Below are 15,455 nucleotides of genomic sequence, written 5' to 3'. Positions count from 1 at the left end.
CCGTCGTGCCCGGCCGCGGGCGGTCGCGGACCTAGCGTGGCTCCATGCGTGTACTGGTCACCGGCGGTGCCGGATTCATCGGGTCCCATGTCGTGGACGCCCTGCGGGCGCGCGGGCACGAGCCGGTCGTGTACGACGTCCGGGACGATCCCGGAGCCGATGTGCGCAACCCCGTGGCGGTCGCCGCCGCCCTGGCCGGTGTGGACGCGGTCTGCCACCAGGCGGCCATGGTGGGCCTCGGCAACGGCGTCGCCGACGCGGCCGAGTACGTCTCCCGCAACGACCTGGGCACCGCCGTGCTGCTCGCCGCGATGGCCGGGGCGGGCGTGCGGCGCCTGGTGCTGGCCGGGTCGATGGTGGTGTACGGCGAGGGCCGCTACGAGTGCCCCGAGCACGGTGTCGTACGCCCCGGCCCGCGCGCCGGGAAGGACCTGGAGGCGGGCCGCTTCGACCCCGGCTGTCCCGTCTGCGGAGCACCGCTGTCCCCCGGCCTGGTCGGCGAGGACGCCCCGGCCGACCCACGCAACGTCTACGCCGCCACCAAGCTCGCCCAGGAGCACCTGTCGGCCGCCTGGGCCCGCTCCACCGACGGTACGGCGATCTCCCTGCGCTACCACAACGTGTACGGCCCCCGGATGCCGCGCGACACCCCGTACGCCGGGGTGGCCTCCTTCTTCCGCTCGGCCCTGGCGCGCGGCGAGGCCCCGCGTGTCTTCGAGGACGGACACCAGCGCCGGGACTTCGTGCACGTCCGTGACGTGGCCGCCGCCAACGTCACCGCGCTGGAGGCCGGGCCGCGCCCCGGCACCCTCACGGCGTACAACACCGGCAGCGGCACCCCCCACACGGTCGGCGACCTGGCCCGCGCCCTGTCCGCCGCCTGTGGCGGTCCCGAGCCGCTGGTCACCGGCGAGTACCGCCTCGGCGACGTACGGCACATCACCGCGGACTCGTCCCGGCTGCGCACGGACCTGGGATGGAAGGCGGAGGTGGAATTCGCGGAGGGGATGGCCGAGTTCGCGCGGGTCCGGTGAGCTGTCAGGCCACGGCTACCGCTCTTCCGGTCACATGTGCCGTCCGGCCGTGATGAGCCGGACCACCCTCGGAGGTGTGCGGAGCGCGGCGGACATCGGCACGGACCGGTACGAGGTGCAGCCCCACGGATCGAAGGCGAGTCGCTCGTCGGCTCGCCCACCCCGCGCGGACTAGCCCGCCAGCTCGCCCCCGAAGTCGCTGTACCGGCCGGCCGGCAGCCCCACCTTCGTCGGGCCGAAGGTCGTCGACGCCGTCTGCGAGTAGAGCGTGGACGAGGCGCCGGGCAGGAACCAGGCCGCGCCCTCGGGGTCGTTCTCCCCGTCGGCGATCGCCGTCAGGTCGGCGTGGCCGTCACGGTTCACGTCGGAGGCGAGGAGGGTGTGGCCGAAGCCGTCGGCCCCCTCCGTCGCGCCCGGCACGCCGGGGCTGTCCTGGGTCAGGAACACCGCACGCGTGGTGGTGAGACCGGAGGACGACCCGTGCAGGAGGGTGATCGCGCCGGCGAACGGCACGTAGTGGGAGTCGTCGCCGAAGCTCTCGCCCGACGCGCCGACCGCCAGGTCCCCGTAGCCGTCCTTGTCGAAGTCACCGATCGCCAGTGCCTCGCCGAAGTGGTCCTCCTCCTCCGAGGAGTCCGGGACGCCCGTCGTGTTCTGACTGAGCGTGACGCGGTGGGTGGCACTCGGCCCTGACGAGGTGCCGTAGATGACGTGGATCTTGCCGCCGGTGGAGCCCGAGGGGTCGTCCGTCGGCTCCTCGGGGTTGCCGAGGACGATGTCGCCGAAGCCGTCCTTGTTCAGGTCGCCGATCGCGGCCGTCGACGCGGCGCGCAGGCTCGCAGCCTTGCCGATGCCGTCGGGGGTGCCCTTGTAGTAGACGGCCGTGGCGAGGTGGTCGCCGCCCGGCTTCTGCCCGGTGACCACCAGGTCGGCCTTGGTGTCGCCGCTGACCCGGCCGGGGGTGAGGACCGGCCTGTCGATGCCCGGGGAGTACGACGACACCCTGCCCGTCGAGCCCGACTTCGTGAACGGGCCCCGGATCAGCCTGACCCGCCAGCTGCTGGGGTTCTGCGTGTCGCTCTGCGCGGAGATCGCCAGGTCGGGCTTGCCGTCGCCGGTGAAGTCGGCCGCCGCGATGCTCAGCCCGAAGTAACTGCCGTACAGAGTCTGCGGGTTCTTCACCGTCGTACCGCCGGACAGACCGTTCTTCGAACCCCAGACGATGACGACCGTGCCCGCGTCCTCGGCGCGGCCGGACTTCTCGTGCTGCGCCCCGACGACCAGGTCGCTGTAGCCGTCGCGGTTGAGGTCGGCGGTGGCGATCTGGTCGCCGAACCGGTCCTCCTTCTCCGCTTCACCGGGGATGCCCGCGGTGTTCTGGCTGATCAGCTGGTGCTTGGCCGCGTTCAGTCCGTTCGCCGTGCCGTAGACCACGGCGACCTGGCCGGCCCGGGCCTGGCCGCCGACCGTGGCGAAGGAGGCGCCGAGGGCGACGTCCCGGTAGCCGTCGCCGTTGAAGTCGCCCTGAAGGCCGGAAGGAGCGGCCGAGGCGGGGGCGGGCAGGGCCACCGGGGTCAGGCCCGCCACGAGCAGGGCGGCGAGCGCGGTGCTGTTGCGCAGGGGGTGCTTCACGTTGGCTCCCGTCGAGAGGCAGATGTCGGGCGGATCCCGGCCGTCCGGTGGCGCGATGAAGAGACCGCCAAGAAAAGGCAGGGGTTGTACGTGAGTTCGGTTGGATCTCGGGGTCCTGCGTGGTTGCTGCACCCCTTGTGCCGCAGGAGGTGCAAGGAACGGGGGGATGCGGAGGGACGCCGCGGGATGCGGAAAGCCGCCGAGGGGCCCGTGGCACCCAGGGGGCGTCGGGGTTCCATCTCAGGGGCTGTTCAGGGGAGTTCCCTGATGAGCGGGTACGCCGTTGCGCCGCAGACTCGTGGCAGGGCCGGATGCTCGCCGGTCCGACCGCCACTTCCACGGGGAGATCTTTTCGTGAACCGCACTGTCCGGCACAGCCGTTGGACCGCCATGGCCGCTTCGGGCGCCCTGCTGGTGACCCTGGCCGCGGGCATGGCCGCCCCGGCCTCCGCCGCCCCGGCCTCCGCCGCCCCGGCCTCGGCCGCCACCCTTCGCCCGGCGTCCGCTGCCGCCACCGCGCCGCTGCCCACCCTGGACCCGGCAGCACTGCGGGCGTCCATCGCCGGCCTGCCGGACGCGGACGTCACCGGCGCGCTGCTGCGCATCACCGGCAGCGCGGGTCACTGGTCGGGCACCTCGGGCGTGGGCGACCTGGAGACCGGCCAGGGTGTTCCGCGCAATGCGCACATCCGGATCGGCAGCATCTCCAAGGTCTTCACCGCCGCCATCGTTCTGCAGCTCGCCGCCGAGCACCGGATCGACCTGGACACGCCTGTCCAGCAGTATCTTCCGGGCGTTCTGCCCGCCGGTATCCCGCCCGTCACGGTCGGCCAGCTGCTCGACCACACCAGCGGCCTGCCGCGCGGCGCCTCCACCCCGGACTTCGGCGACGGCAGCCCCGAATGGTTCGCCGCCAACCGCCTGAAGAGCTTCAGCCCGCAGCGGGCGATCGACCTGATGGCGGGCCAGCCGATGGAGTTCGCACCGGGCACCGCGCAGCAGTACAACGGGGAGAACTACTACGTCGCCGGCCTGCTGGTCGAGAAGATCACCGGCCGCAGCTTCGCCCACGAGGTGCGGTCCCGCATCACCCGGCCGCTCGGCCTGGACGACACCTACGTCCCCGGCGCCGACGACCCGCGCCTGCCCGCCCCGCACTCCCACGGCTATCTGACGGTCAAGGCGGCGGACGGCACCACGCACCCGGCGGACGTCACCGAGCAGAGCCCCTGGCCCTGGGCCGAGGGCGGCATGATCTCGACTCCGGCGGACCTCGACCGTTTCATCACCGCGCTGCTCCGCGGCCGTCTGCTCCCGGCCGCCCAGCAGGCGAAGCTCTTCACCGTCCCGGACGTGCCGAGCTTCCACAGCAGCCAGTGCCGCACCGAGTCCGACGCCGGCCGGGCGTGCATGTCCATGGGCCTGATGCGGGTCAGGGCCGCCAACGGCGTGGAGGTCTGGGGAAAGACCGGCTCCCGCCCGGGCTACACCAGCGGCGTCTTCGCCACCCGGGACCTCTCCCGCAAGATCGTCTACTCGCTGAACCCCACCGGCCTCGAAGGTACCGAGATGCGGTACATCCAGCAGATAGCCGGGGCCTCCTTCGGGCCGCTGGTCCCGGCCGGAAGCTGAGACCGTCGCCGGCACGGCGCACCCGGTGTGGGCCGAGCTGATGGGCCGCCTCGGCGCCCCCCCGCTTCCAGGCGGCCCTGCGCGCGGTGGAGCGCGGCCGGCTGTGACCGGACGGTTGACCGCCGCCGGGTGACGGGCCGGCCGGCGATCAGCAGCCGGGATCCTTCGGGACGAACGTCAGGGGAGCGTGTTCGTCCGCGGCGACGGCCTCGTCGTAGGCCGAGCGGTCGACCTGGTACCAGACGTCGTCCCGTGCGGTGTTCCGGTCGACGTCGTCCAGGCTCACGCACCACCGCTCCGGCCGGACCAGCCGCTTGTACGTCTCGGTTCCGCTGCGCACCTTCGTGCAGTGCTGGTAGTGCTCCGTGGTGTACGAGGTGTGGGTGCGGCGCCGGGAGCCCGTTCCGCTGCTCGACGTGTGCGAGACGCGGCGTGTGCCGGTCGTGCACCTGCGGACCATGTGCGGCCGGGTCGCCCTGGTGGTCCGCGCGGTGACGTGCCGCACCTGGTCGCGCAGCCCGGAGACGGCGTCGGGAGTGGGGCTCGGGCCGGCCTGCCCGGTGCCGGCCGGGCCGCTCTGGCCGGTGCCGCTCGCGGACCCGGCGCCCGCGCTCCCGCCGCCCCCGCATGCGCCGAGCCCGGCTATCAGAACCGCCGTCACCCCGGCCACGATCAGCCGCTTTCCGAACACGTCTCCCCCTCGGGTCATCGAACGCGCACTGTAACGGACGGCCGGACGGATCCCCCGGGGTGGCGTGTCGCGCGCTCGCTCCTAAGACCGTGAGCCGCTCGGCCGCCCGCTTCTCCGGACGGACCGGCCGCGTACAGGCCTGCCCGGCATGCTCGGGCATGGCGGCCGGGTGGCGGATCGCCCGGCCTGCCCAGGCTCCGGGTAGGACGGCCGAGTGCCAACTGCCCTGGCTCCCCGGCCATGACGGCCGCGTGCCCGGCCTGCCCGGCCTGCCCGGGCTCCGCGGGCAGGCCCGGCCGGGTGTCAGTTGCCCGGCTCCCCGCGCAGGGCGGCTGCGTGTTCGGTGGCGAACGCGGCGAACGGCCGGGCGGGCCGGCCCGTCGGCTTCTCCACGTCGCTGGCGACGGCGGCCGCGCCGCCGGACGCGTAGAGCCCGTACAGCTCGACCAGCCCCGCCGCCCGCCAGGGTTCCCAGCCCGCGGCGAGCATCCCGGCGGGCAGGTGGTCCGACGGCATCGTCCGCAGCGGACGGGAGGCGGAAGTCCGGTGCGGACCGGGAGGGTTCCCTCCGGATCGTTTGTTCATTCACTGTTCAAACATCCGTTCCGGTGTTCCTCGTGACATTCACATACCGTCCTGCTGCCGACGAGTGATCGCCGACACCCGGGGCGCCGCGCGACACCTGCGCGCGCCGGAGCCGCCCGGGCCGTACACCGGTAGTCCGGGACGTGACGGAACGGGACAGAACGGATCGGGACGGGTCGGGACGCTCGCCACGGACAAGCAGGCACTCTTATGGGGAGAGGGCTTCTCGTTGATTTCTCGCTCGCGCCGCAATCTCGCGGCGTTCACCTCGGCCGCCTCGCTGGCGGCCGGCCTGCTCGGTGCGGCCGCACCGGGCGCGCAGGCCGCACCGAATGACATCACGGGCGGTCAGATCAGTCTCCACGGCGGTTCCACGGGTGTGGAGACCGTCAACGCGGACGGAACGGGGCTGCGTTCCGTCCCCAACATCCCGAACTTCGGGTACACGCCCAACTGGTCGCCGGACGGCAGCAGGGTGGTCGCCGGCTGGAGCCAGCTGGCCACCGGCCGGGTCACCGGCACCAGTTCGGTCGTCACCCTGCCGTGGGCGACCAAGGTGCGCTCCAGCGCGTCCTACGAGGACCCGGCGTTCTGGCTGGACGGCCAGTATGTGGTGTTCACCACGGCCGGCCAGCTCGTCTACGGGCCCTCGGACGGATCGTGGGCGCCGGAGCCGCTGCTGACGGGCGCCCAGGAGCCGTCGACGGTCTGCGACACCCACCCGACGGCCGGCGCGTCGGGCACGCTGGCCTTCGAGCGGCGCTCCGGCGGCTGCAACGACAGTCCGGGCATCTGGACGTACGACCCGGACACCAAGGCACTGACGAAGATCATCGCGTCCGGTTCCTCGCCGGTGTTCTCGGCGGACGGCAGCAAACTGGCCTTCACGCGCTCGGTCGACGGCTGGACACAGCTGTTCACGGCCGCCGCGGACGGCTCCGGCGTCCAGCAGGTCACCACCGATCCCTCCGACCACCTGGCCCCGACCTGGGACCCGGCCGGCGGACGGATCGCCTACGAAGCGCACGGTTCGCACGCCGGCTCGTCCGACGACGTGCAGACGGTGCGGATCCTCGACCTGGCGAGCGGGACGTCGACCCAGGTCACCGGGGCGGGCAAGGGCGCCAGGCCCGCCTGGCAGCCGCTGCGGAAGAACTCCCTGGTCCGGGTCTACGGATCCGGCTCCATCGGCATCGACGGGGCCGCCTCCCGCTGGACGTTCGACACGTCCGGCGGCAGGCACGTCCCGGGCCTCGTCGCCGCCAGGTCCGCGGTGCTGGTCAACAAGGGCAACGCCACGTACTCGGCCCCCGCGATCGCCCTCGCCGCCGAGAAGCAGGGGCCGGTCCTGATGACCTCCGGCAGCGGGCTCGACTCCTCCGCGGCCGCCGAGCTCAAGCGCTCGCTGCCCAAGGGCAGCACCGTGTACCTGAACGGCGGCACCCGCATCCTCGGTTCCAAGGTGGCGAGCCAGGTGCAGGCGCTCGGCTACAAGCCGTTGCGGCTGGACGGCACCGACCTCTCCGCGCTGTCGGCCCGCGTCGCCAAGCAGATCAGCGCGACCCCGAGCTGGATCTTCGTCGCCGACGGCAACGAGTACCACGACCCGATCGCCGCCTCCACGGCCGCCGGTGCGCTGGGTTACCACGGCACCGGCGTGGTCCTGCTGACGGACGGCAAGTCCGTCCCGTCCTCGGTCAGGAACTTCCTGAACACCCTGAACCCGAAGACCACGAACATGGTGACGGTCGGCTACAACGCCACCCAGGCGATGGAGCACGCGCCCCTCGACAAGGTCTGGAACTTCTGGACCATCGGCGGCAAGACCCATGAGGACGTCGCCGTCAACCTGGCCCGGTTCTGGTGGTCGGCACCGACGCAGGCCGTCGTGGAGGACACCTGGACCTGGCAGAACGCCGTCGCCGGCGGGTCCGCCAGCGCCACCTACGGACCGATGCTGTGGTCCAGCCGGGCGACGCTCTCGGCACCGGCCGCGTACTACCTGGGCCAGGAAGCCGCGAGCATCTGGGTGGTGCAGACCTTCGGCGGCAACACGTCGTACCCGCCCGCCAACCGCACCGCCATCGGTTCGGCGATCGCCGCGAGCAGCGCCTGGACGTCCACCTACTGGGCGGCGAACGGCAACCTGCCCGCACCGGCCGCCGCGGCGCCGCAGTCCCGGGTCCCGGCCCTCGCCTCTCCCGGCAGCGCCGCCCGTCCGACGGCCGTTCCCACCGTGGTGCCCGGCCGGCACCTGCCCGCACGCGACGCGCACAGCGCCCGCTGACCGAGGCACCGGTCCACACCTGCACCCACACCCGCACCCGGTGGTCCCCCGCCTTCCGGCGGACCACCGGGCCCCGGTCGTCGCGCGGGGCCGTCACGGCCGGACACCGACTCACCGCCGTACATCCCGGCGACCGGAGCTAGGATCCGGGCCATGGCCCTGACCATGAACGACGTGGAGCGGTTCGAGGCCTCCAGGTCCCGCCTGGAAGCCATCGCCTACCGCCTCCTCGGCTCCGCGAGCGAGGCCGAGGACGCCGTGCAGGAGACGTTCCTGCGCTGGCAGGCCGCCGACGTCGACCACATCCAGGTCCCCGAGGCATGGCTGACGAAGGTGCTCACCAACCTGTGCCTCAACCAGCTCACCTCGGCCCGTGCGCGCCGCGAGACCTATGTGGGCCAGTGGCTCCCCGAGCCGCTGCTCGCCGGGGACCCGATGCTCGGCCCGGCCGACACCGCCGAACAGCGCGAATCGGTGTCGTTCGCGGTCCTGGCCCTGCTGGAGCGCCTCTCCCCGGGCGAGCGGGCGGTGTACGTGCTGCGGGAGGCCTTCGCCTACCCGCACCGGGAGATCGCCGAGATCCTCGACATCACCGAGGCCGCCAGCCAGCAGATCTTCCACCGCGCCAGGAAGCACGTCGCGGACGGCAGGGCCCGTACCGAGATCGACGAGGCCGCCGCCCGGCGGATCATCGACGAGTTCCTCGCGGCCGCCACCAGCGGCCGGACCGAGCCGCTCGTGCGGCTGCTCACCCAGGACGCCATCGCGATCGGCGACGGCGGCGGGAAGGTCCCGGCCCGTGCCAAGGCGTTCGAGGGCGCGCTCGCGGTCGCCACGTTCATGCGGGGCCTGTTCAAGCCCAGCAAGGCCAAGCGCGACCTGGTCGGCGGCTCTCCCGAGGTCTACGCCACGACCGCCAACGGCGGCCCCGCCGCCGTGGCGGTCCTCGACGGCCGGGTCGTCGGCGTCATGTGCCTGGAGATCACGGCCGAGGGCATCGCCGCGTTCCGCAACCAGGTCAACCCCGACAAGCTCGGCCGCGCGACCCGGCGGTGGGCGGCCGGCGACCACGGCGGACCCCTGCTCACCGCCTTCTGATCGCAATGTGAGCTGCTTCACATCGCGCTGCTGTCAGGAAACGGCGGGCTGCCCGGTTCAGGTGGCGAAACCGCCCGAGACAGGAGCGCCCACATGCAGCACCGCATCATCGTCCTCGGCGCCGGATACACCGGAGCCATCGCCGCGGGGCGGCTCGCCAAGCGGCTGCGCCGCGAGGACGTCGCCCTCACCCTCGTCAACGCCGAACCCGACTTCGTCGAGCGGGTCCGGATGCACCAGCTCGCGGCCGGCCAGGACCTCAGGCCCCGGCCCTTCGGCGAGATGTTCGCGGGCACCGCCGTCGAACTGAAGCTCGCGAAGGTCACCGGCATCGACGTCGACCGCAGGACCGTGGCCGTCCGCGCCGCGGACGGCACCGAGGAACTGGCCTACGACACCCTCGTGTACGCCCTCGGCAGCGGCTGGAACGACCAGGGCGTCCCCGGCACCGCCGAGCACGCCCACGAGATCGCCGGCCGCCCCGGCGCGCTCCGCCTGCGCGAGCGCCTGGCCGGCCTGGACGCCGGACAGCCCGTGGTCGTGGTCGGCGGCGGCCTCACCGGCCTGGAGGCCGCGACCGAGATCGCCGAGGCCCGCCCGGACCTCGACGTCGCCCTCGCCGCCCGCGGCCGCCTCGGCGACTGGCTCTCGCCCAGGGGCCGTCGGCACCTGCACAAGGTCTTCGGCAGGCTCGGCATCACCGTGCACGAGCACGCCGCCGTCACCGGCGTCGGGGGCGACAGCATCGCCACGGCGGACGGCACGTCCATCCCGGCCGCGGTCACCGTGTGGACCACCGGGTTCGCCGTCCACCCGATCGCGAAGGCCACCACCCTGCAGGTCACCGGCACGGGTCAGATCATGGTCGACCGCACCATGCGCTCGCTCTCGCACCCGGACGTGTACGCCGTCGGTGACGCGGCGATGGCGGTCGGCCCCGCCGGCAAGCCGCTGCGGATGTCGTGCGCCTCCGGCACCCCCATGGCCTGGCAGGCCGCCGACGCCATCGCTGCACGCCTGACCGGCGGGAAGCTTCCGAAGGTGCCGCTGCGCTACTTCAACCAGTGCATCTCGCTGGGCCGCAAGGAGGGCCTGATCCAGTACGTCACCGCCGACGACCGCGCCGTGAGCGCGGCCCTGACCGGTCGGCTCGCCGCGGTCTACAAGGAACTGGTCTGCAAGGGCGCGGCCTGGGCCGTCGCCAACCCGACGGTGGGGCTGCCGGCCCGGCGCCGCCGCATCGTGCGGGAGCCGGCCCAGGCGGGCACGGCGGTCGAGGCGTCGGCCTGAACGGTGGCGGTCGGAGTGTCGGCTTGAACGGTGGCGGTCAAGATGCCGGTCCGGCGAGGTGGCGGGGTGGCGGGGCGGCGATCAGTCGTCGGTCCGGCGGTGCGGTGGAACGGGTGCCCTCGGCGCGAGGGCGCCCGCCTCGCCGCCGGTCCGCGCGGCGAGGATGCCCCGGCGGCACCCGGCGGCACCCGGCGGCACCCGGCGGCACCCGGCGGCGCCGACGGCTCGCCCTCGCCGCGCCGTTGACGCGGCTGAACGGCCGTGCGACGGTGAGGACGCGCTCCTTGCAGAACCGCTGGGAACTGGAGGAAAACTGCTGTGACCTTCGGAAACGACGACTCCCGCCAGGCCATGGGGCGCAGTGTGACGCCGGACCAGATCGAGCTGTTCGAGAAGGAGTTCGCGTCACGGCCGTTGAACCGGCTGATGCAGAACGCCGTCACGCAGACGCCGGTGGACGACGTCGCCCTGGACCGGCGGGTCCTCACCGGCACCGACCACTCGGTCTCCCACCACCTGGACGACTGGAAGGCCACCAACCAGAAGCAGAGCGGGCGCTGCTGGATGTTCGCGGGGCTCAACCTCCTCCGGGTCGGCGCCGCGCGGAAGCTGGGCGTGAAGGACTTCGAGTTCTCCCAGAACCACCTCATGTGGTGGGACAAGTTCGAGCGCGCCAACCACTTCCTCGAGGCGGTCATCGAGACCTCGGACCGGGACGTGGACGACCGCACGGTGGCGTACCTGCTGGCGGACCCGATCAGTGACGGCGGGCAGTGGAACATGTTCGTGGCGCTGGTCGCCCGGCACGGTCTGGTGCCCAAGTCGGCCATGCCGGAGACCGACAGCTCCTCCGCGACCCGGGCGATGAACCGGGCCCTGAAGACCCTGCTCCGCCAGGGTGCCCGTGACCTGCGCCTGCGGGCCGCCGACGGAGCGGGCGCGCAGCGCGAGCGCAAGCGGGAGGTGCTGGCCGCCGTCCACCGGGTGCTCAGCATCCACCTCGGCACGCCTCCGCAGCGGTTCCTGTGGCAGTGGGAGGACAAGGACAAGGCGTTCCACCGCGACGGCTGGCTCACCCCGGCCGAGTTCGCCGCCTCGTACGTGCAGCTCCCGCTGGACGAGTACGTCTGCCTGGTGCACGACCCGCGGGAGTCGAGCCCGGTCGGCCGCACCTTCACCGTCGAGTACCTGGGCAACATCGTGGACGCCCCGCCGGTGGTCTATCTCAACGTGCCGATGGAGCTGATGAAGCGGCTGGCCATGGACGCGATCGTCGGCGGCGAGCCGGTGTGGTTCGGCTGCGACGTGGAGAAGATGATGCGTGCGGACGCCGGGGTCTGGGACGCCGCACTCTTCGACTACGCGGCCGTCTACGACACTCCCTTCACCATGGACAAGGCCGCCCGCCTGCTGCACTGCGACACCCAGATGACCCACGCGATGCTGTTCACCGGGGTCGACGTGGTGGACGGGAGCGCGCGCCGCTGGCGGGTGGAGAACAGCTGGGGCGAGGACAGGGCCGACAAGGGCTTCTGGACCATGAACGACTCCTGGTTCGGCGAGCATGTCTTCGAGATCGCGGTCCGTCGCTCCGCGCTGCCGCCGGAGCTGGCCGAGGCCCTCGGCCGGCCGCCGATCGTCCTGCCCGCCTGGGACCCCATGGGAGCCCTGGCCGCCTGAGGCCCCACCTCAGGCCTCGTAGGAGCCCTCGTCGTCCGAAACCCCGTGCCCCCATGGGAGTCCTCGCCGCTGAGAGAGCGGGCTTGACGGTCCACGTCGCGGTGTTGCCGGGCAACCACCCGGGGCGCGCGGCATGCCCGGTCCCGGTGACTGCCCGACGCCGACGGGGTCCTGGGCCATGGCCACCGGCCGCGGCTGACCGCCCGATACCCCCGCAGTGCGTGTAGTCCATCCGCACTGATGCGCTGACGGACCGTCAATCATCGTGCAGGGCTTGCCGATTCCCGTCCGGCTCCCTAAGTTAAGTGCGATCTTAAGTCCACTTAACTGGATGCTTAAGCGAGGTTTCCGTGCCGCACCGTGCAAGAGCCGCCCTACGCCGGACCGCCGCCGCCGGAGCCGCCCTGGCCGCCGCCGCTGCGCTCGTCGTCGGGGCGCACCCGGGTTCGGCCCAGGCGGCCGGCGCCCCCCTTCGCGCCCAGCGCGTCGAGTACTTCCCCGGTCCCGGGGCGGAGCCCAGCCGGGTGACCGTCCCGGTGGGCACCCCTGCCCCGACGGCCCGCCGCACGCCGGCTCCCGCAGGCGCCACGCCCGCGGTGAGGCCGCTCGGGCGGACCGGACCGGTGACCGGACGGCTCGACCTGGTGGTGATGGGCGACGGCTACACCGCGGACGAACAGGGCCGGTTCGCCGCGGACGCCAAGGAGAAACTGGACGCGATCTTCGGCATCGAGCCGTACCGGAGCTACCGCGGCCTGTTCAATGTGTGGCTGGTCAACGCCGTCTCCCACGAGTCCGGCGTCTCCGGCGACCCGACGGCCGAGGTCGCGAAGGACACCGCGCTGGGCGCCCGCTTCTTCTGCGACGACCTCGAACGCCTGCTGTGCGTCGACACGGACAAGGTCGCCGACTACGCCGCCCTGGCCCCGGACGCCGACATCGTCTTCGTCCTCGCGAACTCCGCCAAGTACGGCGGCGCGGGCTACTCCGCCGGCGACCTGCCGCCCGGCTCGCCCTTCCACGGCGTGGCGACGATGTCGTCCGGGAACGACCGGTCGTACCTCATCGGCGCCCATGAACTGGGCCATTCCATAGGCCACTTGGCCGACGAGTACCAGTACGCGGGCTACGGCGCCTACCCGTCCGCCGACGAACCGGCCGAGGCCAACCTCACCCTCCTGCGCGACCCGGGCACGACGAAGTGGTACCGCTGGCTCGGGGCCCAGGACCCGACGGGCTCGGTCGTGGGCACCTACGAAGGCGGCGGCTACTACGAGACGGGCATCTACCGGCCGACCGAGACGTCCATCATGCGCTCCCTGACCTCGACCGAGTTCAACGTCGTCGGCCGCGAGGCGATGATCGCCGGCTTCTACGCCGACGCGGACGCGCTGACCTCCTCCGTCCCCACGTCCCGTCCGGTCGGGAAGGGGCGGCGGATCACCGTGCGCCTCGCCCCGCTGACCGGCCTCGCCGACCTCGAACTGACCTGGTACGTCGACGGCAGACCCGTGCCGCGGGCCACCGGCGACCTGTCGGTGACACCGCACGGGCTGGGCGTCCACGGCCGGGGCCACGAGATCACGGCGACCGTGACCGACCGCACGACGGCCGTACGGGACCCTGCGGTCCGAGCGCTGACGTCCGACTCGCTGACCTGGACGGTGCGGTGAGGCACAGGCCTGTCCCGGCCTCCTCTCCTTGCCCTCCTGACCTGTAGGCCCTTGGCGCCCGCAGGACGCGGCGGCGGGCATGCACCCGGGCGCCCGCCCGGGTACGCGTCTGCGCACAGGCCCGGGTGCACGCGCAGGCCAGGGTGCGCGCAGGCCCCGGTGCGCGCACGGCCGCGGGCACGGGCGTGGTGCTACGCGTGCTTCCCGCTGCCCTTGCCGCCGTCCGCCCCGCCGTTCGCACCGCCCGACTGGCCGTTCCCGGTCGGGCTGTGCGTGCTGCCGTGGTCGGCGCCGGAGTTCCCCGTGCCGGACGTGCCGGACGTGCCGGATGTACCGGATGTACCGGACGTGCCGTTGCCGGAGTCGCCGCTGTTCCCCGCCGTGCCGTTGCCGGCGTGCGCGCCGTCCTTGCCGGACCTGCGCGTGCCGTTCGGCCCGGACGTCGCCCGCGTCAGCTGCTCGGAGCAGTACGCGGCGACCTTGTCCTTGCCGCCGGCAGCCGCGACGAGCCGCTGCCAGGCCGTTGCCTCAAGTGCCTTGCCGTGCTTGCCGACCCGCTCGTAGGCGCGGCAGTGGGCCTCGGTGTCCCGGGCGGTGGAGGGGTGGCCCGTCCGGCCCGGGCCGCCGGAGGACGCCGACGAGCCCGTGGCGCCCGGCCGGTGCGGAGCGGCCGCCGACGACGGGCGCGCGGTGCCCCGGCCGGCACCGGCACCGTCCGAGGACGAGCCGGCGGAACCGATGGCCGCGACCGCCACACCACCCAGGGTGAGGCTGGCGAACACCACGCCGAACGTCATCCGCGCAGGGCGTCCCCAACGCTTCTCCCCGGACGGCCGCCAGTCGTCCCGGCGCCGGGTACGGGCCCGGCGCACACCGTCGCCGTGGCCGGCCGACCGGAAGGCGGTCAGGGCCCGCTGCTCGGCCTCGGGGTCGGCACGGCCCGCGCGCAGGGCGGTGGCCAGCACCGCTTCCAGCGTGGCGGAGTCGTGCCCGTCCCAGGGGCCGGACGCGGTGCCGCCAGGGTGCCCATGCCGGTGACGGACCGGAACTCCGTCGCCGCTCAGCCGTTCACCCATGTCCGCTTCCGTTTCCGTCCGACCGTTTGGATTCGTTCGAGGTACTGGGCCTGGCGCCTGCCAGCCGCCCAGTGTCGACGTTGTCGTTCATTTCGACTGCCCCAGCGTTCGGGAAGCCTCATCCGTCACACCCTCGTCCGCCTCGCCGCCGACGCCCAGCTGACGGGCGAGGCGTTTCAGGCCCCGGTGGGCGGCCGTGCGAACCGCTCCCGGACGCTTGCCGAGGACGCGTGCGGCGGCCGGACCGTCCAGGCCCACGACGACCCGCAGGAGCACGGCCTCGGCCTGGTCCCGCGGCAGCCCGCGGACCAGTTCCAGGGCCTGCTCGGTGGAGAGGGACTCCAGGGCCTGGTCGTGGGTGTCGTTCGGGCCGGGCAGGTGCAGCAGGTCCTGTTCGGTCCCGCCGGCCCGGGGCCGCACGCGCTGGCGGCGCAGATGGTCCAGTGCCCGGTGCCGGGCGATGGTCGCGCTCCAGCCGCGGAACCCGGCCCCGTCGCCCTTGAAGCGCCCGAGGTCGCGGGCTATCTCCAGCCAGGCGTCGGAGGCCACGTCCTCCGCGTCCTCGCCGACCAGCCCGTGCAGATAGCCGAGCAGGCCCGGCTGCACGATCCGGTAGGCCACCGCGAAAGCGGCCTCGTCGCCGTCCTGGGCCCGCGCGACCGCAGCGCCCAGCTCCCCGTCGTACGCCTGTACACGCCGGGGTTGCCGTACCTGGCCCAAGACTGTCCTCGTTCGCACCGGGTTCATCGCGAGTCCGTGTCGTCCGTCGCGCTCCGG

12 protein-coding genes are annotated in these 15,455 nt (G+C 73.1%); 7 read left to right on the top strand and 5 right to left on the bottom strand.

Annotated elements, in window-relative coordinates; all coding sequences use genetic code 11:
- Nucleotides 1–44: 44 nt before the first annotated feature.
- A complete protein-coding gene (locus ACFZCP_RS22480; RefSeq protein ID WP_391429260.1) occupies nt 45–1,034 on the top strand; it encodes an NAD-dependent epimerase/dehydratase family protein in 990 nt (329 codons plus the stop codon).
- 171 nt (nt 1,035–1,205) lie between these two features.
- On the opposite strand, the gene ACFZCP_RS22475 is transcribed toward ACFZCP_RS22480, so the two are convergent.
- Complete coding sequence (locus ACFZCP_RS22475; protein ID WP_391429258.1) at nt 1,206–2,666, bottom strand: FG-GAP-like repeat-containing protein; 1,461 nt, start codon at nt 2,664–2,666, stop codon at nt 1,206–1,208.
- Nucleotides 2,667–3,020: 354 nt separating this feature from the next.
- Between ACFZCP_RS22475 and ACFZCP_RS22470 the strand changes: the two genes are divergently transcribed.
- Nucleotides 3,021–4,298: a serine hydrolase gene (locus ACFZCP_RS22470; RefSeq protein ID WP_391429256.1), complete on the top strand. Its 1,278-nt coding sequence runs from the start codon at nt 3,021–3,023 to the stop codon at nt 4,296–4,298.
- Nucleotides 4,299–4,446: 148 nt separating this feature from the next.
- On the opposite strand, the gene ACFZCP_RS22465 is transcribed toward ACFZCP_RS22470, so the two are convergent.
- Both ACFZCP_RS22465 and ACFZCP_RS22460 read right to left on the bottom strand, forming a co-directional pair.
- Nucleotides 4,447–5,007, bottom strand: a complete 561-nt coding sequence (locus ACFZCP_RS22465; protein ID WP_391429254.1) for a hypothetical protein — start codon at nt 5,005–5,007, stop codon at nt 4,447–4,449.
- A 285-nt stretch (nt 5,008–5,292) separates the two neighbouring features.
- Entirely contained in the window at nt 5,293–5,505 is a 213-nt protein-coding gene (locus ACFZCP_RS22460) for a hypothetical protein (RefSeq protein ID WP_391429252.1), read from the bottom strand.
- Between the two features lie 298 nt (nt 5,506–5,803).
- Here ACFZCP_RS22460 and ACFZCP_RS22455 point away from each other — a divergent pair, with 298 nt between their 5' ends.
- From ACFZCP_RS22455 to ACFZCP_RS22435, 5 genes are all read left to right on the top strand, one after another.
- Entirely contained in the window at nt 5,804–7,861 is a 2,058-nt protein-coding gene (locus ACFZCP_RS22455) for a cell wall-binding repeat-containing protein (RefSeq protein ID WP_391429250.1), read from the top strand.
- A 153-nt stretch (nt 7,862–8,014) separates the two neighbouring features.
- Entirely contained in the window at nt 8,015–8,959 is a 945-nt protein-coding gene (gene sigJ / locus ACFZCP_RS22450) for an RNA polymerase sigma factor SigJ (protein WP_391429248.1), read from the top strand.
- Between the two features lie 93 nt (nt 8,960–9,052).
- Complete coding sequence (locus ACFZCP_RS22445; protein ID WP_391429246.1) at nt 9,053–10,249, top strand: FAD-dependent oxidoreductase; 1,197 nt, start codon at nt 9,053–9,055, stop codon at nt 10,247–10,249.
- Nucleotides 10,250–10,567: 318 nt separating this feature from the next.
- Nucleotides 10,568–11,929: a C1 family peptidase gene (locus ACFZCP_RS22440; RefSeq protein WP_391429244.1), complete on the top strand. Its 1,362-nt coding sequence runs from the start codon at nt 10,568–10,570 to the stop codon at nt 11,927–11,929.
- Nucleotides 11,930–12,279: 350 nt separating this feature from the next.
- Nucleotides 12,280–13,602, top strand: coding sequence for a M64 family metallopeptidase (locus ACFZCP_RS22435; RefSeq protein ID WP_391429242.1), 1,323 nt, complete (start codon nt 12,280–12,282; stop codon nt 13,600–13,602).
- A 191-nt stretch (nt 13,603–13,793) separates the two neighbouring features.
- Here ACFZCP_RS22435 and ACFZCP_RS22430 read toward each other — a convergent pair whose 3' ends face one another.
- Together ACFZCP_RS22430 and ACFZCP_RS22425 are read right to left on the bottom strand one after the other, a co-directional pair.
- Complete coding sequence (locus ACFZCP_RS22430) at nt 13,794–14,678, bottom strand: hypothetical protein (RefSeq protein ID WP_391429240.1); 885 nt, start codon at nt 14,676–14,678, stop codon at nt 13,794–13,796.
- A gap of 87 nt (nt 14,679–14,765) precedes the next feature.
- A complete protein-coding gene (locus ACFZCP_RS22425; protein ID WP_391429237.1) occupies nt 14,766–15,398 on the bottom strand; it encodes a sigma-70 family RNA polymerase sigma factor in 633 nt (210 codons plus the stop codon).
- Nucleotides 15,399–15,455 lie beyond the last annotated feature (57 nt).

Source organism: Streptomyces sp. NPDC007971 (genome assembly GCF_042958635.1).
Taxonomy (GTDB): Bacteria; Actinomycetota; Actinomycetes; order Streptomycetales; family Streptomycetaceae; genus Streptomyces.
The sequence above is the reverse complement of the archived record's forward strand: the minus strand, read 5'-3'. Positions and strand labels throughout refer to the sequence as shown.